We start from the raw sequence: 24,906 nt of genomic DNA, 5'->3' as shown, positions 1-24,906 counted from the left end.
AAACACAACTACAAACTTAATACTTTTTTCTCAAGATCTCTCACAATTCTTTGTAACTCAGGTAGCTTCCTGTATACAGCGAATGCTTTTAAGTGATCCATTTGAGATATAGCAGGTGATCCCATGATTCTTGTACCTGGGTTTTTCACAGTCTGAGCTAAACCTGATTGAGCGGCAATCATTGTTTTGTCAGCCACTTGAATGTGACCTGAAACGCCAACTTGACCACCAATCATACAATTTGCTCCTACTTCACTTGAACCTGAAACGCCCGTTTGTGAAGCAATCACAGTATTTGACCCAATGACAACATTGTGTGCAATCTGAATCAGGTTATCTAATTTCACACCGCTTTTCAATACTGTCGATCCCATTGTTGCTCTATCCACAACAGTGTTAGCACCAATATCTACGTTATCTTCTAAAATCACATTCCCGATTTGAGGAATAGTTTTATAAGTTCCGTCTTTTTGAGGAGCAAAACCAAAACCGTCAGAACCAATAACGGCACCTGATTGAAGAGTACAATTATTACCTAACTTTGAGCCATGGCAAATCTTCACTCCAGCGTAAATCACACAGTTATCACCAATTTCAACCCCCTCGCCAATAAAAACTTGAGGATGAATTTTAGCATTTTTACCAATTTTAGCTCCTTTTGAAATGTAAGTAAATGCTCCAACATAAGCCGTTGCCTTATCCATTTCTACAGATTCATCGATAAAAGCAGGCTGTTCAATACCCACTTTTGCCAGACTTAGCATTCTTTGGTATTCAGTAAGAAGGTCAGTGAAACCAACATAAGCATCTTCCACTACGATCATAGCACAAGGTACTTCTTGTTTTGGTTCAAAACCTTTACTTACGATTACAGCACTTACTTTTGTTGAATAGAGATAATCTTCATATTTCATGTTGGCAAGAAATGAGATCGCATTAGCATCTCCTTCTTGAATCTTAGCAATTGCTGATATCTTTGCATTCGGGTCTCCCCCTACTACTTCGCCCTGTAGTAATGCTGCAATTTGTTGTACTGTAATCTCTAACTTCATAGTAAGGTTCCTATGTATCTTTTTTAGATAATTATATTCTTTTTTTTGAGCTAACAATAAATATTAGCCAAAAAATCACGCTAAGATACGATTTTGGGTTGGCATAGATAATATTTTGTTACAATTTTCGTCAAAACTTCTATGTTTGGTAAGTCTGATGCCTCAGAGATATCTATTACTTCCCCACTATTCATCTTCACTTTAATATTCTGCTTATCAGAAGTATACGCTGAATTACTCACCTCACCTGCAAAGCATAAATAAGGTAAATCTTCCTTTGAAAAACCTTTTGATAATAAATCCTTCTCTATATATTTTAACTTTTTTTGTGATATTTTTTTCGAAGACATTTCTAATTGAAACAGTTTTCGGTTGATCAATCCCTCAATAATAAAGTCTAAGACCTTATCTCCTGAGTTTTTCCACTGTTTTATAGCCGACCAGATATTGTAATCATCTAGTTGTAAGAAATGTTCTAGCAATTGACCATTCTGCACAAAGTCTTTTTTCTTAAACTCATTGACCAGAAAAAAGTTAAGATCAGGATCACACAACATATTTTGTCCTTCCTGCATCAGTTTTTTCGCTCTTCTTATGATACTCTGAAGCATCAATTCAGCCGCTAATCCTGTTTTATGCAAATACACTTGCCAGTACATCATTCTTCTTGCATTCAAGAAACGGTCAATACTGTAAATTCCTTTTTCCAAGACTACAATTTCATCATTGTGCACATCAAGCATTCTGATAATTCGGTCTGCTCCCACACTTCCTTCTACCACACCTGAGAAAAAACAATCTCTTTGCAAGTAGTCTAGCCTGTCCATATCCAATTGACTTGATACAAGACGATGGAAAAAGTTTCTTTTATAAGTTCCTTCAAAAATGGCAATAGCAAGATCCAGGGCCCCATTAAACTCTGCATTCAATTTATGCATCAGCAGAGAAGTAAATTCTTCGTGGTGTACATTGATTAAAACGTGTTCTAATGAATGAGAAAAAGGACCATGTCCTAAATCATGAAGAAGAATGGCAATCATTGCGGCTTCTTTTTCTTTCTTTGAAACCTTAGTTCCTTTTCTTTTAAGGGATTCCAAGGCTAGTTTCATTAAGTGCATTGCACCTAAGGCATGACTGAATCGGGTATGCTGTGCTCCGGGATATACAACACTAGACGTCCCCATTTGTTTGATTCTTGTCAATCTTAAGAAAACAGGGTGATTCACCAATTCTAAAATCAGTTCTGAATCAATTGTCACAAACCCATAAATAGGGTCATTTATCATCTTGTATACCATATATCAAAAAGTCTGTTTTTAAGTAACTTAAATACTATTCAAAAATAATAGAAAGAAAATGGTTTTGGTATTTTCGGGTGTATATATACAAAAAAACAGGCTCTAATTTTACATTAAAACCTGTCTATTATATTCTTAAAAGTGAAATCTGTTTAAAAGCAGATACTCTGACTTTTATTAAAATCTTTTCCCGACACTCAACTGAAACTCTGTACGGCTGTAATTAATATCAGTAATAGGATAAATTAATACCGTATTTCCTTCATTGTCCACAAAGTTATCTTCAAGCTGATAAGGACTATCGGTTCCTTTCCATTGACTGTAGACAACCGATAAATCAACATAGAAATTATTGTTTCTATAACCTAAACCTCCTGAATAAAATGACCTGCTTTGATCTACAAAACGGTACTCTTCTTTGGTTGGGTCTTGATAATAGGCATATCCAGCTCTCAACATAAAACGTTTATTTAGCCTGTACTCTCCCCCCACTCTAATATTTACCGTATTTCTATACTCTTCTCCAAGAATATAATTATCGCCTGCAAAGTTCAGCTCCTCTTCAATAGGATTCATGGTGTACTCAAAATAATAAGTAGTTCCCTTACTGATTTTCATTGCTGAATATCCAATGTACTCCACATCCAACGTGATAAATCCTTTTTTACCAAAGAAACCTGAAATACCACCTGACGCTTTCCATGGCGTATTCATATTGTAACGTGTTCTAATCTCATCATGATGTGATGATCTTACACCAGAGTATTTTTGAGAGTCATTCGCTGCGTTTGGATTATATAAATCAACTCCTCCTGGATTATAAATATAAGATTGTCCATCTCTAAAATGATTTGCCTGATAAGTAGAATCATTCCATGTGTAGTCAGCATTTCTAGTCAATGACGCACTGTAATAATCATTCAGAGCATACCAAGTTGGTGAAGTATAAGTAGCTCCTACTCTTATTGCATCAATCGGTCTCCAAATTACACCAGCTTGTAAATTAATACCCCATCCTGTTGTTTTAAATCGCTCTGTTAAACCAAGAGAAGTAAGTTCTGCCTCTCTCAATTCCACATAATTACTGGTTTTAGTATAATTGATATTCTGAACACCTACTTTAGCTCCAAAATAAAGCTTGTCGTCAAAATTGCCACCATAGGCAAAAGATGTTTCATATTGCCCTCCTCTCGTTTCTACCAGCTGAGATCGTTGTGACACTCTTGAAGTTGTAAAACCATCTGCATCACGATCAATATTATAGTAGTAGTAGTTCTCATCATAATAATTAGGGTCATTTGGACTTCTATCAAAAACAGGTTTTATTAAATCTAAGGCGTAAGCCATACCTGCAAATGTAGTGGGAGAAAATTGCTTTTCTTCTTCCATAAAACCCTGAGAAAAACCATAAGAAGCTTCTTCAAAAGCATTCAATAATGAAGTAGGGTTATTACTTCTATCTACGTAAGATACATTACTATTAAAATCTGCAATACGGTTGAATGAGATTGCAAATGCTCCTCCTCTCCATTTACTTCCCCCTCCTGAAGAAGATTTAGAACTTGAAAAAACGGCTCCTAGTTCGGGTAAAAAGAACCTTGTTTGCCCTGCGTCTCCATTGACTCCGGTGCCTGATGCACTTGAATTTGTCAAACCTAATCCCGCAGAAACATGATATTCTGATTTACGCATAAATCCTAGTCCTGCGGGGTTTAACATTGCATGTGAAATATCACCACCTAATGAAACTCCAGCTCCACCTAATGCTCTAATACGAGCAGATCCCATAGGATTCTGTTGTGAAAACCTCACAGCATCTCTATAATACCCAACTGGATAAAATTCTGACTGTGCACTTACTGATAACGAGAAAATTAAGGGTAGTGCGATTAATAAAATAGGTTTGATAAGATCTTTTGTATTCATATTAGTATGATGTATTTTCTAAAAAATTGGGGAGTCAAAAACACATTTAAAATTTAAGACAAGAACATATTTAAACATCATTCCGAGCGAAATTCAGTCATAAAGTTTATTTAAATACCTAATCAGAAGTTAGTTGATAAGTTTAATTAGACACTTTTGAATAAGTACTTAGCGATGAATAATTGCCCGTAATTAAATTCGCAATAGTTCATTATAATAATACGAATTTGAATACATGTTTAATTACAGGACGAAAGTTACAAAAAAGGATGTCTCATATTGAAACATCCTTGTATATTTTTTATGATTTTGACTATCTTCTTCTTACTGATCTACCGGCAGATCCACTGCTTCGTCCTCCCATAGAAGAAGGTGAGGCACTTCTGAATGAAGAATTACTGTTCGTAGGTCTTCTGAAGCTACTGTTATTATCAAATGGACTGCTACTTGGGCGTTGTGAACCGAAGTTTGTTGTTGGTCTTGTTTGAGACGCAGATGGTCTTCTTGTAGTACCAACACCATTATTGGCCATTGATGTTCTATATCTTTCCGGATATTTAATTCTATTCGTTGTTGAACCAGGTCTTTGAGCTACACGTTGATGTCTTTCTTGACCAGGGTTGATTGGCACATACACTGGATATCTTCCATAGCCGTAACCTGGGTAGCCGCCATAACCATATCCAAACATTGGGTCATACATACCACCCATGCCGTACATAGGGTGACCGTACATTCCGCCATACATCGGGTGGCCATACATGCCTCTCATACCATACATACCGCCCATTGGGTAGCCATAGCCAGGATAGCCCCATCCAGGGTACATTCCCATGCCCATTCCGATACCAAGACCTAAGTTGAAAGCAGAATTGTTTCCAAATCCAATTCCAATGCTTGTTCCTGTACCGAATGTTCCCGCAGACATACCAAGTGATACTGAAGGGTTAGAGAAAAATCCACCACTTTTCTTACCACCTTGTTGCTGTTCTGCAATACTCATTCCTTGAGTTGCCTCCATGTAAGCATTACCTACTGTAGGAATTGAAGAAGGAATTACGCCATCTTCTGTCACATAGTAAGGGTAACCATAACCTGTTCCTACTCCATCAGGATTAGAAAAACGACTTTGTTGAGCTTGTCTTTCTGGTGTGTTTGGGAAGTCATGATTGCCAATATCCATAGGCTGGATGGCTGGCTTAGCACTTAGTGCTTCTCTGTCGGCTTTTGTGAAATACATGTCATCGAACTCCTGACCGAAGGCAGAAGACACTGCAAGTAGTGCACTAATAGCCGTATATATCCATTTATTCATAATAAACGTGGTTACTATTTTATAAAAACATCAATGGGAGCAAAATTCTATTATATTTGTGTTCCGATTGAACTCAAAAAAATAGGTTAGCATTAGCTTATAGACAAATATAATAATTATAAGCAATATATCACTAACTTTAACAGTTCAGACGACAATTTATATACTTGATTGTAACCACTTTCAGATAGTTTTATAGATCATGGCAAAAGGCTTACCAAAAAGAAGCGACGATTATTCAGCTTGGTATAACGAGTTGGTAAAAAAAGCGGATCTTGCTGAAAATTCAGCAGTGCGTGGATGTATGGTTGTGAAACCTTACGGATATGCGATCTGGGAAAAAATGCAACAGACATTAGACAAGATGTTCAAAGATACTGGACACTCTAATGCGTATTTCCCATTATTGATTCCAAAATCTTATTTAAGCAAAGAAGCAGACCACGTAGATGGTTTCGCGAAGGAATGTGCTGTAGTGACACACTACCGTCTTAAGAATGCAGAGGATGGTTCTGGTGTTGTTGTAGACCCCGAAGCTAAATTGGATGAAGAATTGATCGTACGCCCCACATCTGAAACAGTGATCTGGAGTACTTATAAAAACTGGATCCAATCGTACAGAGATCTTCCTTTATTGGTAAACCAATGGGCTAACGTAATGCGTTGGGAAATGCGTACTCGTTTATTCCTTCGTACTTCTGAATTCTTATGGCAAGAAGGTCACACGGCCCATGCTACTGAATCAGAAGCGATAGCAGAAACAAAGCAAATGTTAGAAGTATATGCTGACTTCGCGGAGAACTTCATGGGAGTTCCTGTAGTAAAAGGTGTAAAAACGGCTAACGAAAGATTTGCAGGTGCTGTTGATACGTTCTGTATTGAAGCAATGATGCAAGACGGGAAAGCATTACAAGCTGGTACTTCTCACTTCTTAGGTCAAAACTTTGCAAAAGCATTTGATGTGAAGTTCTCTGACAAAGACAACAAGTTAGAGCACGTTTGGGGTACTTCTTGGGGTGTAAGTACACGTTTGATGGGAGCATTAATTATGGCTCACTCTGATGACGAGGGCTTAGTGTTACCTCCAAAATTAGCTCCTATCCAAGTGGTGATTGTTCCTATTTACAAAGGACAAGAACAATTGGATGCGATTGCTGAAAAAGTAAAAGTGATTCAAAAAGAATTACAAGCTTTAAATATTTCAGTGAAATTTGATGACAGAGACGCATTACGTCCTGGTTTCAAATTCGCAGATTGGGAATTAAAAGGTGTTCCTGTACGTATGGCAATGGGACAACGTGACCTTGAAAATGGCACTGTTGAAATTGCTCGTCGTGATACTAAGGAGAAAAACACTTACCAATTAGACAACGTAGTTGAGACGGTTCAAAAACTTTTAGAGGAAATTCAAGCGAATATCTACCAAAAAGCATTTGATTACCGTGAGGCTCATATTACTAAAGCGGATACTTTTGATGAATTCAAAGATCTTTTAGAAAACAAAGGTGGCTTCATTTCTGCACACTGGGATGGAACTGGCGAAACTGAAGATAAGATCAAAGAATTGACAAAAGCGACAATTCGTTGTATTCCTTTAAACAATGAGCAAGAAGAGGGTGCTTGTATCTACACTGGCAAACCTTCTACGCAAAGAGTTCTTTTCGCGAAGGCTTATTAAGCACCAAAACAAAATTATTTAATACTAATTCATATTATTGTTTTGCAATTACTGCCTTAAAAAAACGATTAATAGAACCACTATTTATACGTTTTTTTACGTTGTACTCACAAAAAATAATTAAGAATTAAATATTACCTACTTTTGTCTTAGTACTTACTTAAAATAAATAATACGCTTAGGGAGAAATTCATAAGCTAAAAATTATATTAAACGGATGGCATGTGTAACTTACATATGCTATCCGTTTTGTTTAGTAGTCAGATAGAGAAGTATTTACCCTACCTGATTGCTTTCTTTCAGTATTTTAAAACAATAAAAAAATTATGGACCATCTTAATCCAGTAATTATACTTGGTGCTAGTGGTATGGGTAAAGCCGCACTAGACATTTTCAAAAGTCAAGACATTATTGTTTACTGCTTCCTTGATGCAGATGAAGAACTTCATGGTGCTGAAATTGGTGAAATTTCTGTCATGGGGTCTCCTGAAGATGGTGGCTTCTTGAAGCATATTGGTAAAAAATGCGATGCTTTTGTGGCTATTGAAGACCATGATACGCGTCAGAAAGTTGTGAAAATGTTGAAGGAGCGCCGTAAGGTAATGCCTGTCAATGCGATTCATAAAGACGCTAGTATTTCAGAGTCCGCTTTCTTAGGATACGGTAACTTCATCAATGCTGGGGCTAGAATTGGCTATGATGCCAAAGTTCCTGAAAATTGTATTATTCACAGTAATGCAGTGCTTGAACACAATGTCATTCTTGATGATTTTGTTTCTATAGGATCTGGTGCAATCATCGGTTCGGGTGCTCAAATTGGCAAAGGTGCCTTTATTGGATCGGGTGCAATTATTTCTTCTAATGTGATTGTAGGAGAAAATGCTAAAGTTGCTCCAGGTTCATTGGTAATGACTGAAGTTAAAGCGAATACTACGGTGTTCGGTATGCCTGCGAAGGAAATTTAATAATCGAATTAGCCGTATAATTTCGGTGAATTCATTTAAAAATAATCTAATTGGAGGGTAGACATGTAGGTCTACCCCTACAACCCTCTTCCCTCCCATGAGACTCATCTCCCATCCGGTTTTATGTAATTATTATGTCACTTATAGGTGCAATGCCAAGTGTCATTTTTGTGATATATGGGAAAAACCTTCTCCTTACATCACTTTAGAACAGGCTGAAGAGAATTTCAAGGCTTTAAAAAAACTTGGTGTTCGCGTCATTGATTTTACTGGAGGTGAACCTTTATTACATCAAGAACTACATTTACTTCTCGCTTTAGCAAAAAAATACGGCTTTATCACCACTGTGACTTCTAATGGATTGCTTTATCCTAAAAGAGCGAAACAACTGAAGGGGTTAATTGATATGCTTCACTTTTCATTAGATTCATATGATGCTCAAAAACACGACAAAGGCAGAGGAGTGAAGTGTTATGATAAAATAATGGAATCTATTGACATTGCTCTTTCATTGGGTGAAAAACCTGATATTCTTTTTACGGTAATGGATGATAATGTTGAGGAAATTGATAAGGTTTATCGGAATATTACTTTTCAAAAAAATCTTGTATTAATACTAAATCCTCTTTTTTCTTATGGTGATATCGGTGGAGGACTTTCCACTTCAACCATGGATGCACTTGAAAAATGGACGAAAAAGAAAAGAGTATTTTTGAATGATGCATTAATCAACCTCCGAAAAGATGGAGGAAATAAAATAGAAGACCCTATTTGCAAAGCGGCAAGTAGTTGCATTGTTATTTCTCCAAAAAATGAATTGATCCTTCCTTGTTATCATTTAGGCAAACAAGCCTTTCCTATTGAAAATAATTTAAAGGAGTTATATCAATCAAAAAAAATTCAGGAAATCATCCAAAATGAAGGACGACTTCCTGAATGTGAAGGCTGTGCAATCAACTGCTATATGCAACCTTCTTTTAGTGTTGAGATCAACAAATATTTCTGGCAATCACTTCCTAGTACTTTCAAATACAATTTATGGAAAGGTACATGGAAGCAACTACTCTAAAAGCTTCAGTTTACATTCTAGGGTCTTTGTTCTTACCGTACATTCTAAACCCTATTCCCCACTCTACAAAGTCAGCAATAAAGCCTCCTGGCGTTTTTAAAGCTACATGAGCGAACATCTTACGGGTAAAGTCATAACGTCCACCAACTCTTGCATACCAACCTCCACGGCCTTTTACATAGGCAAATGGAACACCCACTTGAGTCACTAACGTAATGCGATGAATCAACAATTCATGAGAGAAGTGAATACCGGCATACCAAAGTTTACTGTTCGGCACTCCATTAGGGTAATCTGACTTGTATTCTTCTACTAAAGAACCATCTCGAAAAACATCAATACCAATTCCATACTTTCCTTTATAACTGTAATGTCTTGCCACATCTAAACCAATGGTAGCTACACCATAGTATAAATCACGATCTTCTATATCATAAGGCGAAGTATTCCATCCTCCTGCTACAAAAGCATAATACTCCCAGAAAGGCTTGAACTCATCAAAAGTATGATCAATATATTTCAACCTTGGGTCTTTCTTCTTTTCTACAAATTGACTTCCTTTCTTAGGGATATAGGTATTAAAATTATATTTAATACCCGCGTTTAATCCATAGAGGTTTACCCCTTTGTTCGGTGTACGTGTTCTTCCATTAGAGAAGTGCGTAAATAATAGCCCTAATGTTCCATCTATTCTTGGTGATATTTTGAATTCTCCTTCTACACTTACTGTAAAATACACATTGAATTCACTACCTATCGCTGTCTGATCCGGATTGTTTTTGGGGTCATAACCAAAAAAGTCATAAGCTAAACCTACGCCTAAATCATACATCAAACTCCATTTTTTATATCTTCTAAAAGGAGCATTAAAGAAGCCGTATACAGCAGAAGGACTCCCTAAAATATTTGCTTCAGGGAAGAAAGTGGCTTGATAAAGGCCCAGTCCATAATTAGGGTAGCCGAATAATTTATGCCATTTTTTCCTTCCGTATCCCTTCCAGCCTACTCTTAGTTCTAAAGCTGAAAAGTAGTTGCGTTCCACTTCTTCCAAACCATCTACACCAGTAGAAAAGTGCCCTCCAAAGTGTACTTTGGTTTGACCGAAGATTTGTCTAGGATAGGTTTTATTGGCATCCGTAGTGTCGGCTTTTAAAAAGTCCCACGTTTGAGCGAAAGATGTATTTGCCAATAGTAAAAAAAATACAATAAGTAAATGCTTATTATGCATAATCGATGGATTAGTCGATAAAATAGATTGAGAATAAGTACTAAGTACTGAGGAACTTTTTTAATGAAGAATTAAGAATATAGAATTCTGGTTCGTAAAATGGTTTTTATGGTGGTTATTAAGCCACAACAAGAATCTTAATTCTTCATTCAAAACATTTCTTTTGTCCTAATACTTAAATCAAAATTAGTAATTAAAAGCATAAAAAAAAGCCAAGATTTAATTAAATCTTGGCTTCAATGTTTTTCAACTTTAGCTTTTCATCTAAAATTAAGCAGCAAGTTTGTTTACGTGCTTCGCTAATTTAGACTTCTTGTTTGCTGCGTTTTTGTTATGAATGATGTTACGCTTAGCTAACTTATCAATCATAGATGCAACTTTGCTATAAAGCTCAACTGCCTCACCGTGATCTTTTGTTTCACGTAAACGCTTAACAAAAGTACGAGTAGTTTTAAGTTGATATCTATTTCTCAAGCGTTTCGCTTCGTTAGAGCGAATTCTCTTTTTTGCTGACTTATGATTTGCCATTATATATATGTATTAAAATTCTTAGATAAAGCTTGGAATACCATCCTCACGAACTTCTCCCAAACGGAATGCAAAAATATTGTATTTATAATTAATAAACAAGTAACTTACCCGTTAACAACGATAAATATCAACTATCTATCAGTCTATTACCTCAAAATTGGTGTATTTCTGCAATACTTTAGGAATCATTATACCTTTTTCGGTCTGGTTATTTTCAAGAATTGCTGCTAAAACTCTTGGTAAAGCCAATGCTGATCCATTTAATGTATGTAATAGAGACGTCTTTTTATTGTTGTCTCTGTATCTCAATTTCAAGCGGTTAGCTTGGTAGTTACCGAAGTTACTGATTGAACTCACTTCCAACCAGCGTCCTTGAGCGGCTGACCACACTTCTAAATCGTAGCAAAGATTTGCGTTCACACCCAAGTCGCCACTACATAATAACAATCTACGGTAAGGAAGCTCTAATTTTTCCAAAAGCATCTCTACATGTCTTGTCATTCTTTCGTGTGCTTCTTCAGAATCCTCTGGTTTTTGGATTTCAACGATCTCCACCTTATCAAATTGATGAAGTCTGTTCAATCCTCTTACGTGAGCACCCCATGAACCTGCTTCTCTTCTGAAACATGGTGTATGTCCTGCCATTTTCTTTGGAAGGTCGTTTTCTTGCAACAACTCTCCTCTGAACATATTCGTGATCGGCACCTCAGCTGTTGGGATTAAGTAAAGATCATCCGCACCCATGTAGTACATCTGTCCTTCTTTGTCCGGCAACTGCCCTGTACCATATCCTGAAGCTTCGTTGATAAGAATTGGAGGCTGTACTTCCATATAACCTGCATCAGTTGCCTCATCTAAGAAGAAGCTGATCAAAGCTCTCTGAATACGAGCTCCTTTTCCTTTATAGAATGGGAAGCCTGCTCCAGTTACTTTATTTCCTAATTCGAAATCAACAATATCGTATTGCTCGATCAAATCCCAGTGCGGCTTTGCATTTTCAGGCAAAGTAGGTTTTTCACCACGCTCATACATTACCTCATTGTCCTCGTCCGTTTTTCCGACAGGAACATGTTTTCTTGGAATGTTTGGTATTTGATAAAGTAATTTTTGTAATTCTCCTTCAAGCTCGGACACTCTTGAACTCAAGTCCTTCGCTTTTTGTTTATTTGTTGCAGCAGATGCCTTCGCCGCTTCAGCCTCGTCTTTTTGACCAGACTTCATAAGCATACCAATTTGCTTAGCACTTTTGTTGGCTTCTGCTTGTGCATCGTCTCTATCTTTCTGAGTTTGACGTCTTTCCTCGTCTAGCTCAAGAACTTTATTTACTGTAGTTTCAGGCTCGTCGAAGAATCTCTTCTTCAATCCTTCGATTACTTCGGCCTTATTTTCAGATATATATGAAACTAATAACATTTTGGTCTGTATTATTTGAATTTTGACTGCAAATATAGTTAACTTTTAGGTGGCGACTTAATTAACCTGTGTGAAAAAAAAGAAATTATCCTAAAAACTATCCATGGATCCGCACTTACTGGAATATACATCAATCATTGCCTACATAATTACAGGAATAGTGGCTGGTATAGTGAATACACTTGCCGGCGGAGGGTCTCTGTTTACCCTTTCATTATTAATGTTTTTGGGTATGCCCGTTGGTATGGCCAATGGTACAAATAGATTGGGTATTTTATTCCAAAACTTCACAGGGGCATATACTTTCCATAAAAATAAACTTCTTGATATCCCTTCATCCCTTAAATACCTGATTCCATCTTTGATAGGAGCTATTTTTGGAGCATTTACCGTAGCTGATATTGATGAAGATACTTTACAGTATATCATAGGTACCTTGATGGTTTTTATGCTGATTCCTATTTTCAAAGAAGGAAAATCCACAAAGTCATTTTCTATTAAAGTAGGACAGAAACCAAAATTTCAATATTGGAGGGATAACATTATTTTCTTTGCTATTGGCTTCTATGGCGGTTTTGTACAGGCAGGAATTGGTATTATGATTCTTGTGGGAGTTTCAAATCTGGGAAAAATGACGTTAATTAGAGCTAATGCAATCAAAATGCTCATTATTGCCACCTACACACTTCCTGTTTTTGTGGTTTTCCTCTTAAAAGGGCAAGTAGTATGGTTTGCGGCTATCTTATTGGCTATAGGTCAGGTGATAGGCACATGGTTTGCAGGTAAGTTTGCATCAGGATCAGAAAAAGCTAATAATTTTATCAAATGGCTTTTAGTCTGCATGGTTGTGGTCTCTATCTTAAAAATGTTTCATATACCAACATGGGTCATCAATTGTTTTCAATAAATAAACTCTCATTACTCCTATTCTCCTTTATATTCATCTTTTTCACGAATAGTGTTTCTGCTCAAAAAAAACAAGAAGAAGTAAACACTTATGAGGATTACCAAAATCGTCAGAAGAAAGTGACGAATACTCCTATGGACAAGCAGAGGACGAAAAGAAACCTCAAACAAGCAGGCAAGGTGGATACTGGTATTAAATTCTCAGATAATGCTAGGAAGAGTGTCAAACAAGACATGAAAAAATTCAAACCTTATACTAATGCTACTTCTGATAAACAGAAGAAAAAAAATAGCAAAAAACAGCTTAGCAGTGCAGTAGAGGTAGTAGTGGACAAGAATAAAGGGAAGAAAATGAACAAAACAGTTGCAGGCCACAAAGGGTATGTAGTTGTTGAGAAAAATAAAGGAAGAAAAGTGAGCAAAGAGGCTGCCGGATATAAAGGCGGTTATGTGGTTGTTGAGAAAAACAAGGGAAGAAAAGTAAGTAAAAAGGCCGCCGGATTTAAAGGCGGTTATGTGGTGGTAGACCGCTCAAGAAATAGAAGAATTGCTAGAAAAGCGGCGAATTTCAAACCTAATTATATTAAGGTAAAACAACAACTGACCCTTACAAAGATGTATTATGGTAAAGGTCATGGCAAGAACTCCTACAAGTATGTTCAGAAAAAACGCTTTGCACCTCACTTTAAAGAAATTCCGCAACGCACAACTAAAGGGAAATCAAACAGCATGAAAGAAAAGCCTGTGAAGTATACTTACTCTAAAGAAGAAGCTGAAATCTGGAATTAATTTTCCGGGAAGTTCATTTCATCGAATCAATAAAATAATTCAATGTTGAGAGGATATTGGTTTTGTTTCTTTAGAATTCGATTAAGTATTAAGCCAAACTAAAATAAACGGCAATACGAAGAAAAGTAGAAACAGGTATACAAAGCCAAAAATCCTTTCTTTGGCTGCAAAAAATCCCAACTTACTCGCATACCAAACCGGTATTCTCTTTAAAGTTGGTACAGTTGTGAAAATGACAACGCCTAATACATTGAACAGCACGTGAGTTAAAGCAATCTCTACCCCGAATTCTGTACCCGTGGCTAAAGCGGCAAACAAAGCTGTAATTGTTGTTCCCACATTCGCTCCCATAATAAACATATAGGCTCTTGGCAATGTGATTTTTTTACTTGCTGTCAGAGGAACAATCAATGATGACGTTATAGAACTAGACTGCACAATTGCAGTCAGTGAAATACCAGAGAATAAACTCACCGCATCATTCTTGAACAGGGCGTTGACAGAAGTGGCTTTCGGATTATTAATAAACACCTCTTTCGTCATACCGCCAATCAGTTTCAATGACACAATCAGCATAAGAACAGATATTCCTAATATCACCCAAGGGTAATCCTGCAAAGAATCAAATAAAAGATGGCTAATTTTATCCACACCAATATTCAACCCTTCAAAGCGAGAATTTGTATTGGAAAGCGAAAGATCTGATGTAAAGAAATTACTTGCAATGGACTGTGAGAGGTTGGATAAAAAACCTGTTGTCAATTCTAACGGTAAGAATATCACAGCAGCAAAAATATTAAAAAAGTCATGCAACGCCGCTCCTGAAAGGGCTCTCATGAAAATACTTTTATCATCTATATAACTCAACGCAACAATAGTACTTGTCACAGTAGTACCAATATTGGCACCCATTACAATAAATACGGCATCATCCAGCGACAATTTTCCCAATCCAACGGCACCCACCACTATTGCGGTCACTGCTGAACTGCTCTGAAAAACTGCGGCGCCCAAAAGCCCTATGAAAAAATATATAAATGGATTATGCTCTACTGCTACTAATTCTTCCGCTAACCCCGTACCCAAAAGAGTGAAAGCAAATTTCATTGTACCGAATGAAATGAACATCAAGTAGAAGGCACAAATCACAAATATTGTTTTCTTTGCTATAACTCTATAATCAACATTCTCCAAGTTTATATTATTTATTGCCTGTTTCAAGTATAAAAACTAGTCTATTTCGTAAGTTTGTAAAATTAATAAAAGAAGTGTTGTAATTACTCTCTGTAATATTAATAAAAAATGAATTAATATTTATTTTGAGTTGTTAGATAATCATCAATTTTCTTACCATTTAAACCATTTTTCTTGTGTTTTTATATCTAATTCCAAGTTTGCTTGCCGCTGACCGCTACGACGTCTTACCCCCTGAAACCAAAGAGGCTATCGAAAATACCAAATATTACCTTGTGGAAGATTTGAGAACGGCTCGTCGATTTATTGGTGGATGGAAAATTGATGGCATCACTGTACAAGATCTGAACTTTCAGATTTTAGACAAAAAAACAAAACCTGAGCAGGTTAAAAACCTCTTCAAGAATATTCCTAATGGAGAAAACGTAGGCGTTATTTCTGAAGCCGGATGCCCTGGCGTAGCTGACCCTGGAGCATTGGCTGTGCAATACGCTCATAAAAATAAAATCAAGGTAAAACCTCTAGTGGGCCCTTCTTCTATTTTACTAGCATTGATGGGATCTGGATTAAGCGGACAAAAATTCGCATTCCATGGTTATATGCCTATACAAAAAGTAGAGAAAGTTAAAGCTTTAAAAAGGCTAGAAACAGAATCTAGTAAATTCTATCAAGCACAAATCTTTATGGAAACGCCATTTAGAAACACTGCTATGCTTGAGGATTTATGTGAAAACTTAAACCCCAACACAAAGTTATGTATTGCATCTAACATACAAGCGGATGACGAATACATCAAAACATTTACATTGAAAGAATGGAAATCGAAAAAAATCGATATTCATAAAAAACCAACCATTTTTATTCTTCAGGCCTAATTTTACTAAGAAACACTAGTTATACTACTAAGGTGTTATCAGAATAGCATTATTCCTGACATTTTATTAAAAAAATCATAAGCTTCTAATTCAAATTAGAGGCTTTTTTTTATGGTTCAGTCTCTCTTTTTAATAATTCACTAATTAACACTTAAATTCAGGTGAGTGAATTGCGAATTTCTCAAACACGAAGCTTAAATATTACCAATATTGTAAATAATAAATTATTTTTTTGAAAAGTTTGTATTTAAAATTAATATTCTCTTACTTTGTATCAACGAAAAGGGAAAAAGATTAAACGAATCGCAATAACCCTTCAAAAAATTTGAAATACACTGTAAGGTGATGAAACTGGCAGACATGCCCTCCTGTCTCGGGGGTGGAGGTTCGCGATAAACACTTGGTAATGGGTTGACCACTAAACGTGCGATGCATACACGATTTGTCAAGAGGCTAAGCACTCCGTGAAGGTTCGAATCCTTCCCTTACAGCAATTCTCAACGGAACGACGTTGAGAATAACTTTTGAAATACACTGTAAGGTGATGAAACTGGCAGACATGCCCTCCTGTCTCGGGGGTGGAGGTTCGCGATAAACACTTGGTAATGGGTTGACCACTAAACGTGCGATGCATACACGATTTGTCAAGAGGCTAAGCACTCCGTGAAGGTTCGAATCCTTCCCTTACAGCAATTCTCAACGAAAAGACGTTGAGCATAACTTTTGAAATACACTGTAAGGTGATGAAACTGGCAGACATGCCCTCCTGTCTCGGGGGTGGAGAGTTTACGATAAACACTTGGTAATGGGTTGACCACTACACGTGCGATGCACACACGATTTGTCAAGAGGCTAAGTACTCCGTGAAGGTTCGAATCCTTCCCTTACAGCATTAATTAAGCCTTCTGGATTCTTTCAGGAGGCTTTTTTTATTGGCTACACTTTTCACAAAAGACAAAACCACATTACTGGCTTCCACAAAAAAACCAATATCAATATTCTCAAAAGTATCTGTGGGTCTGTGGTAGTGCTGATGTTCTTCTACCCCAAAATAAATAAAAGGAATTCCTTTTTTATGAAACTCACCATGGTCTGACAAGAAGACCCAGTTATTCAAACCATCATCTCTTTTTCTATCATGACCATACTTTATGGATAGGTTACAGTACTCTAAAGTAGCATTAATGTACTTTTTATATTCTGGATGAAAATTCGTTCCGGTGACAAACAACTTCTCCTCATCACTTTTAGAGATCATATCCATATTAATAAAAAGATGTATTGCCTCATTATCAAGCAAGGGGCTGTTAACAAAATAATTGGAGCCTGCACATCTCATTTCTTCTGCATCAAAGGAAATAAAAACTACAGGAAGTGACGCAGGTTGATGTTTTAGTTCTTTGGCTATTTCTAGTAAAGTAGCCACTCCCGAAGCATTATCATCCGCTCCATTGTAAATATCTCCAGCATACATCCCCAAATGATCATAATGTGCTCCCACTACGATACACCCCTTATTCGGATCTTTGATTTCTGTACCTTCTATATAACCAATAATATTATGTCCTGTGGGTTTTACATTATAAAGTCTGTAGTAGAATTGGAAAGTTTGAACATATGTAGAATCTAAAGGGATAAGACCTATTTCCTTAAATTGTCCGACAATATAATCCCTTGCCATCCAACCTCCTTTTGTATCTGTTTTCCTACCTTCGAAAGCATCTGATGATAAAATACGGGTAGTCGTCAATAAGGAAACTGAATTGATTCTTGCCTCTTGTGCAAAGCAAAAGCAATTGATTGAAAGTATGGTAAAAGAAAGTAGTACTCTTAAGGTGGACATAAAAAATCATTTATCGGAAGGATAAATATGGAAGAATATTTTCTATATCTTTTAATTTAATCATCTTTATTTTCAATAAATCCTCAATATTTTCATATCTACCGTGCTGTTCTCTGTATTTTACAATCCACCTTGCTTGCTTATAACTTAAATAAGGGTGCGTTGCCAGCTGTTCATAAGTCGCTCTATTGATAAGGATTTTCTTCACTCTTTTCTTCTCCACAAATACATGATCAGCAATGGATTCATATAATAAAGAATCTATGCTAAAGACCTCTTTCAATTGTGCAGTTTTATAGAAACTCCCACCTAATCGTTTCTTGTATTCTATAATTCCCTCTGCCCTTGCATTACCAATTCCCTTCAACTGTTTTAACTCTTCAAGAGTAGCAGTATTCAAATTGATATGCGGTTTTTCACCCTCAAGTTTCACCTCCTCTTCTATATCAACATACAAATAGTCTTTCAGCGTTAAGAATAAGGATGAATCCACAGCATAAAGCTTCATTATATCTTCTACCTTGTAGAACTTCCCTCCCTTTGCTCTGTAATTTGTAAGGTTTTTAATAAAGTAAGAGGAAAGATTCATCTTTTCAAGATCACTTGCTTCCACCGTATTCGGGTCAAATTTCCAGAGTTTTAATTCTTTTCTCTCTTTTTTTCTCATTTTAGAAAAAGAGGAAGAAGGAGCAGCCGCATAATATCGTTTTGGAGTTACTGTCTTCTTTTTCTCAAACACCAAGTAAGGCTCTAATTGATCTACTCTACTACTGTCAATCTGATAGATTGTATAAAGATCCTCTTTTTCATTAAAGTACCCTCCTTTTAATCTATAATTAACTATTCTGTTAGCTATTTCCTCAGAAAAATGAAGTCCAACCCAATCTTTCACCTTCAAGTGGTTGGGGTTTATATTTTTAGAAAGAGGACGTGTTGACTTTTGTTTTTGCTGTTCTATAAAATGTACTTCTATTTTCTGGTCGATCTTATCTTTCCCATCATCAAAAAGAAAGGTATAAATCTGATGTGAATAGAGAACACAAAAAATAAAAGGTATTAATATCAGAAGACTAGCGATTTCTCTTCTATTGGAAGAAAACTGCTTCATAAGCTCATTCATTTGACGAAATTTCATACTGTGTTAGTTTTGGATAGTTAAGCTGGTTTTGCTGGCAACAGGTTTGAGGCAGTTGTAATATACCTCAAACCTGTTGGTTGTTATTTTGTATCGTACTCGTACAATCTATACTTTTCGATAATATCTATCAATTTGGAAGGATACTTTGGATCGGTGGCATACCCTGCCTTTTTCAATCCTTTAGCCCATCCTTTGTAATCTGTAATTTTCAAATTGAAAAGTGGTGCATACCAAGATCTTGTTCTCAGAAAATCACCATGATCTTCATATGAATCTAATACAGAACCATATACTCTAAAGCATTCATTAGGCCTGTCATCATCATAACGATATGATTCTCCATTCCAGTTACCACCACACTTAATACCAAAGTGATTATTTGTTGCTCTTGAAAGTTTACTATTGCCTACACCTGACTCTAATAAGCCTTGTGACAATGTAATACTTGCCGGCACTTTCTTCTTATGCATGGATTCTATAGCGTAAGGGCTGAACATATCGATATACTCCTGAACCGTTAGTTTCTTACCTGGAGGAATTTTATCTTCAACACCTTTCTTTGCTTTTGCAGTTTCATTTTTGGTATCAGGAACGTAATTATTATTGGCATTGCCCCCATTTTCAGCCAATAGTTTTTTATTTCTCTTCTCTACTCGATTAGAGTAAGTATATTGGCTTAAACTTGCACAAGAAGTGAAAAATAAAAAAACGGACGCACAAACTGGGATAAAAAATTTAGATACTCTCATTTCAAAAAATAGAATAAAAAAAGCTCAAGTCTAAAATTAAACTTGAGCTTCAATGTATTAATATTTATCTATTAAAGCAATTGCTTCAATAAACTTGTTAACGAACACTTCTCGTCTAAGAATTGCTTTAATTCGCTAATTGGAAGACGGAACTGATCCATTGTGTCTCTTTCACGAACTGTTACTGTGTTGTCCTCCAATGTTTGGTGATCTACAGTGATACAGTAAGGAGTACCAATCAAGTCTTGACGAGTGTATCGCTTACCAATCGCGTCTTTCTCTTCGTAAGAAACATTATGATCGAATTTGATTTCGTTCATTGCTTCTCTTGCTTTCTCTGGTAAACCGTCTTTCTTCGTCAATGGGAATACAGCCGCTTTGATTGGCGCTAAAGCAGGGTGAAGTTTCAAGAATGTTCTTGCTTTACCTTCTACCTCTTCTTCAGTGTAAGCACCTGTCAAGATAGACAAGAACATACGGTCTAAACCAACTGAAGTTTCCACTACGTAAGGAACAACGTTTTTCCCTAACTCATGATCGAAGTACTGTAATTTTTTGCTCGATAACTCTTGGTGAGCATTCAAGTCAAAATCAGTACGAGAGTGAATTCCTTCCAATTCTTTTTGACCGAATGGGAATTTGAATTCAATATCAACAGCCGCATTAGCGTAGTGTGCTGTTTTTAAGTGATCATGGAATACGTAATTGTCAGGATTACCTACAACTGTATGGAATTTCATACGTTGCTCTTTCCAGTATTCATACCATTTCATTTCTGTACCTGGCTGAATAAAGAATTGCATCTCCATTTGCTCAAATTCACGCATTCTGAAGATAAACTGACGTGCAACGATCTCATTACGGAATGCTTTACCAATCTGAGCAATACCGAATGGAGGACGTTGTCTTGAAGTATTCATTACATTCAAGAAGTTCACAAAAATACCTTGAGCCGTTTCAGGACGAAGGTAGATTTTGTTAGAGTCACCAGCTACAGCACCAAGTTCAGTAGCGAACATAAGGTTAAACTGACGAACATCCGTCCAGTTACAAGTACCAGAGATAGGACAAACGATATTGTTTTCTTCAATGATCGCTTTTAATCCTTCCATATCTTCGTCCTCTAAAGCAGTTTTGAACTTCGCTTCGATTTCGTCGATTTTCTTCTGGTTTCTAAGAACGTTTGGATTCGTTGCCAAGAATTGCTCCTTGTCAAAAGCGTCACCAAATTTCTTTTGAGCTTTTGTTACTTCTTTTTCGATTTTAGCACCATACTTGGCCATTAAATCTTCAATCAGAACGTCAGCTCTATATCTCTTTTTAGAGTCTTTGTTATCAACCAATGGATCATTGAACGCATCAACGTGGCCAGAAGCTTTCCAGACTTTAGGGTCCATGAAAATAGAAGCATCAATACCCACGATGTTCTCGTGCATTTGTACCATAGATGCCCACCAATACTTCTTAATGTTGTTTCTTAACTCAACACCATTCGATCCGTAATCATATACTGCTTGAAGTCCACCATAAATTTCCGATGAAGGAAATACAAAGCCGTACTCTTTTGCGTGAGAGACAACTTTTTGGAACATATTTTCTTTGTCTTGCTTTGCCATTTTCAATGATCTGTTCAAAAATTCAGCCCCAAAATTAGCAAATCAGAACCATTAAACCATTCATTCTTCAATATATCATCCTAATTTTTCTGAAATCCATAAAAAAAGAGTTTGAATTTATTGCTCATGAACAAATAAATATGCAAACCCTTTCTTTTTGAGCCTATTTCAAGCGTTAAAAGTCATTCACAACTAAGCCATTGTACTCACTTTTTGCTCTTTATTTTTCTTCTTACTCTGGTAATCGAAATAAACGAATCCAGCTGTTACCATTAATCCTGTAATTACTCCAACCGCCACAGAAAAAGTATAATCTAAACCAAAACCTTCAGGGGCTACCAATATATAAGTGACGACCACTGATGTCATAAAGAATGCAGGTGCGATGACATACCAATAGATCTTCTTTTGATCCATCAAATACTTTACAATTGTCCACAAAACAATCGTAGCCAACACTTGATTGGACCACCCGAAATACCTCCAAATCACACCAAAATTGATCTGCGTTAAAGCTACCCCAGCAATAAAAATTGGGATAGTGACCATCAATCGTTTTACTAATTTATCTTGATTGAATTTAAATGAATCTGCAATCGTCAAACGAACGCTTCGGAAGGCTGTATCACCAGAAGTAATCGGCGCGGCTACTACACCCAACACCGCCATAAATCCACCTACTTTACCCAGCATTGTAGATGAAATTGTATTCACTACCCAAGCGGCATTATGTCCTTCAATAGCCATTGTATCCCCTAGTTCTCTTACTCCTCCAAAAAATGCCATTGCTACTGCAGCCCAAATCAACGCCACAATTCCTTCTGTAATCATTGTTCCGAAAAAGATTACTTTACCATCCTTTTCATTAGAAATACAACGGGCCATCAATGGTGATTGCGTGGAATGAAAGCCTGAAATTGCTCCGCAGGCAATTGTGATAAATAACAATGGAAAGATGGGGTATGTATCAGGATCTGCCTGCATATTCTGTAAGTTGGCCACTGACAATTCTGGAATTGTATAATCTTCTATCATTAATGCACCAAACAATCCTACTGCCATTACTAATAGTGACAGTCCAAATAATGGATAGATCTTACCAATCAATTTATCAATAGGAATCATCGTCGCCAACAAATAGTACAAGAAGATTACTGTAATCAAAATAGTCACATCTACTCCTGTCAACCCATTTAAAATAGTGGCTGGCCCTTTCACAAAAACAACACCTACTAAAAGCAATAAAATCACAGAGAAAACTCTCATAAACTGCTTCACTCCATTCCCTAAGTATTTTCCCACAATTTCTGGAATACTTGCTCCACCATGACGGATTGCCAACATTCCTGAAAAATAATCGTGCACTGCTCCTGCAAAAATACATCCGAAGACAATCCACAAGAAAGCTACCGGTCCCCAAAGTGCTCCCGCGATTGCTCCAAAAATTGGCCCCAAGCCCGCAATATTCAAGAACTGAATCAAAAAGATCTTACCCAACTTCATGGGCACATAGTCCACTCCATCTTGCTTTGTAATAGCGGGTGTTTCTAATGAAGGATCAGCTCCAAATTGTTTTTCGACATATTTTCCGTAAACAAAATAGGCTACGATTAAAGTAATAACACTTAGTAGGAAGGAAATCATTTCATATAGTTTTTAGAAGATTAAAAAGTTGATATGCAATTTATTCTCTAGAAGGCACATTTGCACTTTTTATTTTAAATAAGTACTCGAATTGAGAGGTTAATGTACTAATAGATACATCAACAGGTAAGAGAGGTTCATTCACTATTGCTACAAAAAAGAAAAACTTTGAAATGACCATGATAAGATCACTTCAAAGTTTTTATATCTACAAATCAATTCTTTTGACTTAAGTACTAAGACTTACGCACCCAAAATATGGATTCCAAAGAATTTAGATAAAACCGTAATTACTGTAATGGAACCTAAAATAAATGGTGCTAAATATTTTAATGCGAAAATGGTATACTTTCCAATTAATGAATCACCAAATCCTGGATTACCAATCTCTACTTCTTTCTTGAAGTTATCTCCTCTCCATACCCAAGCAGTATAAACGGAAATCAAGAATCCACCTAATGGTAAGAAGGTATCTGATGCCATATCTTCAATGAAGTCCATAAAAGATACAGGGTTTTCTGAGCTTGAGTATTGCACAAACTCTGTAAAGAAAGGTACTGTACCATTGCCTAGCATAGATGGAATTCCTAATAGGAAAATACCTACACCCACAATCCAAACTGTTCTTTCTCTTCTTACTTCGTATTCATCCACTACATAAGCAACTGGCACTTCTAATAATGAAACGGTTGAAGTTAAAGCGGCAAAGGATAATAATACAAAGAAGAAACCTCCAATCACTCTACCCAGTACTGGACCAATAGATTCAAACGCACCTGGCAATACCGTAAAGATAAGACCGGCTCCTCCACCTTGTCCTTGCAACCCTTGAGAGAATACAAAAGCAAACATCATCAAGCCAGCAATAAAAGCAATACCTACGTCTGTCAATAAAATCATAGTCGTAGAAGTTACAATATTGTCCTTCTTACCAACATAACTACCGTAAGTAATCAAGGCACCCATACCCAATGATAATGAGAAAAAGGCTTGTCCCATTGCACCATAAGCTGTTTCGAAAGTAATGGCATTAAAGTCCGGTACGAGATAATAAACCACACCGTCTACTGCTCCTTCTTGCGTCAATGAATACGCCATTAATGATAAGATAAGGATCAATAAAGAAGGCATTAAAATCTTCGATGCTTTTTCAATACCACCTGATACACCTTTGGCTACAATATAAATTGTTACCACCATAAAAATAGAAGAGAACACTAAGTTCAATTGCCAATTTCCAATAAAGGCTCCAAAGTTTTGGCCTAGCTCAAAGTTTCCGGCAAACATCTCGATGGCAAAACCTAATGCCCAACCGGCTACTACGTTATAAAATGAAAGGATTAATATCCCGGTAAGTACACCTAATTTACCCAATGCTGACCATGCTCTATGACCATTTTCAGTAAAGGCTCCTACTGCATTTTTATTGGTTTTTCGTCCGATTGCCACCTCTGCCATCATTACTGGAAAGCAAAGCATAAAGCAAAACGCTAAATACATTACAACGAAAGCTCCTCCGCCTCCATCGCTTACTTCAAATGGAAATTTCCATATATTACCTAGTCCTACAGCTGACCCCGCTGCGGCTAGTACAAATCCAATCTTATTAGAAAATCCTCCTCGGCTACTGTCTTTTATCCCCGCCATATAATTTTAAAAGTTGAGTCTGATAATTTT

The 24,906-nt window shown here is 36.6% G+C and carries 20 protein-coding genes; 6 read left to right on the top strand and 14 right to left on the bottom strand.

The features are described from left to right. Nucleotides 1-8: 8 nt before the first annotated feature. The 4 genes from lpxD to HHU12_RS17315 form a co-directional block, all read right to left on the bottom strand. A complete protein-coding gene (gene lpxD, locus HHU12_RS17330) occupies nucleotides 9-1,052 on the bottom strand; it encodes a UDP-3-O-(3-hydroxymyristoyl)glucosamine N-acyltransferase (protein WP_169658000.1) in 1,044 nt (347 codons plus the stop codon). 80 nt (nucleotides 1,053-1,132) lie between these two features. Continuing rightward, nucleotides 1,133-2,338, bottom strand: a complete 1,206-nt coding sequence (locus tag HHU12_RS17325; protein ID WP_240971012.1) for an HD domain-containing protein — start codon at nucleotides 2,336-2,338, stop codon at nucleotides 1,133-1,135. Between the two features lie 189 nt (nucleotides 2,339-2,527). Continuing rightward, nucleotides 2,528-4,276, bottom strand: a complete 1,749-nt coding sequence (locus HHU12_RS17320; protein WP_169657998.1) for an OmpP1/FadL family transporter — start codon at nucleotides 4,274-4,276, stop codon at nucleotides 2,528-2,530. Nucleotides 4,277-4,589: 313 nt separating this feature from the next. After that, entirely contained in the window at nucleotides 4,590-5,591 is a 1,002-nt protein-coding gene (locus HHU12_RS17315; RefSeq protein WP_169657997.1) for a hypothetical protein, read from the bottom strand. Between the two features lie 202 nt (nucleotides 5,592-5,793). Here HHU12_RS17315 and proS point away from each other — a divergent pair, with 202 nt between their 5' ends. The 3 genes from proS to HHU12_RS17300 all read left to right on the top strand — a co-directional run bounded on the left by proS (nucleotide 5,794) and on the right by HHU12_RS17300 (nucleotide 9,303). Beyond that, the gene (proS, locus tag HHU12_RS17310) at nucleotides 5,794-7,269 is read left to right on the top strand and encodes a proline--tRNA ligase (protein WP_169657996.1); all 1,476 of its coding nucleotides are present in this window, start codon (nucleotides 5,794-5,796) and stop codon (nucleotides 7,267-7,269) included. A gap of 326 nt (nucleotides 7,270-7,595) precedes the next feature. Next, nucleotides 7,596-8,234, top strand: coding sequence for a NeuD/PglB/VioB family sugar acetyltransferase (locus HHU12_RS17305; protein ID WP_169657995.1), 639 nt, complete (start codon nucleotides 7,596-7,598; stop codon nucleotides 8,232-8,234). 97 nt (nucleotides 8,235-8,331) lie between these two features. Then, nucleotides 8,332-9,303, top strand: a complete 972-nt coding sequence (locus HHU12_RS17300) for a radical SAM protein (protein WP_169657994.1) — start codon at nucleotides 8,332-8,334, stop codon at nucleotides 9,301-9,303. Between the two features lie 10 nt (nucleotides 9,304-9,313). On the opposite strand, the gene HHU12_RS17295 is transcribed toward HHU12_RS17300, so the two are convergent. From HHU12_RS17295 to serS, 3 genes are all read right to left on the bottom strand, one after another. Beyond that, the gene (locus HHU12_RS17295; RefSeq protein WP_169657993.1) at nucleotides 9,314-10,492 is read right to left on the bottom strand and encodes an acyloxyacyl hydrolase; all 1,179 of its coding nucleotides are present in this window, start codon (nucleotides 10,490-10,492) and stop codon (nucleotides 9,314-9,316) included. Nucleotides 10,493-10,801: 309 nt separating this feature from the next. Further along, nucleotides 10,802-11,059: a 30S ribosomal protein S20 gene (gene rpsT, locus HHU12_RS17290; RefSeq protein WP_044209088.1), complete on the bottom strand. Its 258-nt coding sequence runs from the start codon at nucleotides 11,057-11,059 to the stop codon at nucleotides 10,802-10,804. A gap of 141 nt (nucleotides 11,060-11,200) precedes the next feature. After that, complete coding sequence (serS, locus tag HHU12_RS17285; protein ID WP_169657992.1) at nucleotides 11,201-12,475, bottom strand: serine--tRNA ligase; 1,275 nt, start codon at nucleotides 12,473-12,475, stop codon at nucleotides 11,201-11,203. 103 nt (nucleotides 12,476-12,578) lie between these two features. On the opposite strand from serS, the gene HHU12_RS17280 reads away from it, so the two are divergent. Both HHU12_RS17280 and HHU12_RS17275 read left to right on the top strand, forming a co-directional pair. Continuing rightward, on the top strand, nucleotides 12,579-13,382 hold the full coding sequence (locus tag HHU12_RS17280; RefSeq protein ID WP_169657991.1) for a sulfite exporter TauE/SafE family protein: 804 nt from the start codon (nucleotides 12,579-12,581) through the stop codon (nucleotides 13,380-13,382). Beyond that, nucleotides 13,358-14,170, top strand: a complete 813-nt coding sequence (locus HHU12_RS17275) for a hypothetical protein (RefSeq protein WP_169657990.1) — start codon at nucleotides 13,358-13,360, stop codon at nucleotides 14,168-14,170. Before HHU12_RS17280 ends, HHU12_RS17275 begins: the two co-directional genes overlap by 25 nt. Nucleotides 14,171-14,251: 81 nt before the next feature. Here the strand turns inward: HHU12_RS17275 and HHU12_RS17270 are convergent, their stop codons facing one another. Further along, nucleotides 14,252-15,391 carry a Na/Pi symporter gene (locus tag HHU12_RS17270; RefSeq protein ID WP_169657989.1) on the bottom strand — a complete coding sequence of 380 codons (1,140 nt, stop codon included), beginning with the start codon at nucleotides 15,389-15,391 and terminating at the stop codon, nucleotides 14,252-14,254. Nucleotides 15,392-15,540: 149 nt separating this feature from the next. On the opposite strand from HHU12_RS17270, the gene HHU12_RS17265 reads away from it, so the two are divergent. After that, nucleotides 15,541-16,239: an SAM-dependent methyltransferase gene (locus tag HHU12_RS17265; RefSeq protein WP_169657988.1), complete on the top strand. Its 699-nt coding sequence runs from the start codon at nucleotides 15,541-15,543 to the stop codon at nucleotides 16,237-16,239. 892 nt (nucleotides 16,240-17,131) lie between these two features. Here HHU12_RS17265 and HHU12_RS17260 read toward each other — a convergent pair. The 6 genes from HHU12_RS17260 to HHU12_RS17235 form a co-directional block, all read right to left on the bottom strand. Next, nucleotides 17,132-18,082 carry a M20/M25/M40 family metallo-hydrolase gene (locus HHU12_RS17260; RefSeq protein ID WP_169657987.1) on the bottom strand — a complete coding sequence of 317 codons (951 nt, stop codon included), beginning with the start codon at nucleotides 18,080-18,082 and terminating at the stop codon, nucleotides 17,132-17,134. A 10-nt stretch (nucleotides 18,083-18,092) separates the two neighbouring features. Next, nucleotides 18,093-19,217, bottom strand: a complete 1,125-nt coding sequence (locus HHU12_RS17255; protein WP_169657986.1) for a helix-hairpin-helix domain-containing protein — start codon at nucleotides 19,215-19,217, stop codon at nucleotides 18,093-18,095. Between the two features lie 83 nt (nucleotides 19,218-19,300). Next, a complete protein-coding gene (locus HHU12_RS17250) occupies nucleotides 19,301-19,969 on the bottom strand; it encodes a glycoside hydrolase family 73 protein (RefSeq protein ID WP_240971010.1) in 669 nt (222 codons plus the stop codon). Nucleotides 19,970-20,040: 71 nt separating this feature from the next. Then, on the bottom strand, nucleotides 20,041-21,585 hold the full coding sequence (locus HHU12_RS17245; protein ID WP_169657985.1) for a glycine--tRNA ligase: 1,545 nt from the start codon (nucleotides 21,583-21,585) through the stop codon (nucleotides 20,041-20,043). A gap of 192 nt (nucleotides 21,586-21,777) precedes the next feature. Continuing rightward, entirely contained in the window at nucleotides 21,778-23,229 is a 1,452-nt protein-coding gene (locus tag HHU12_RS17240) for a carbon starvation CstA family protein (RefSeq protein WP_169657984.1), read from the bottom strand. Between the two features lie 243 nt (nucleotides 23,230-23,472). Then, nucleotides 23,473-24,876, bottom strand: coding sequence for a sodium-dependent transporter (locus HHU12_RS17235; RefSeq protein WP_169657983.1), 1,404 nt, complete (start codon nucleotides 24,874-24,876; stop codon nucleotides 23,473-23,475). Nucleotides 24,877-24,906 lie beyond the last annotated feature (30 nt).

It is taken from the genome of Flammeovirga aprica JL-4 (assembly GCF_012844305.1).
GTDB classification, from domain to species: Bacteria; Bacteroidota; Bacteroidia; order Cytophagales; family Flammeovirgaceae; genus Flammeovirga; species Flammeovirga aprica.
This window is presented reverse-complemented; position numbering and strand designations above follow the sequence as displayed.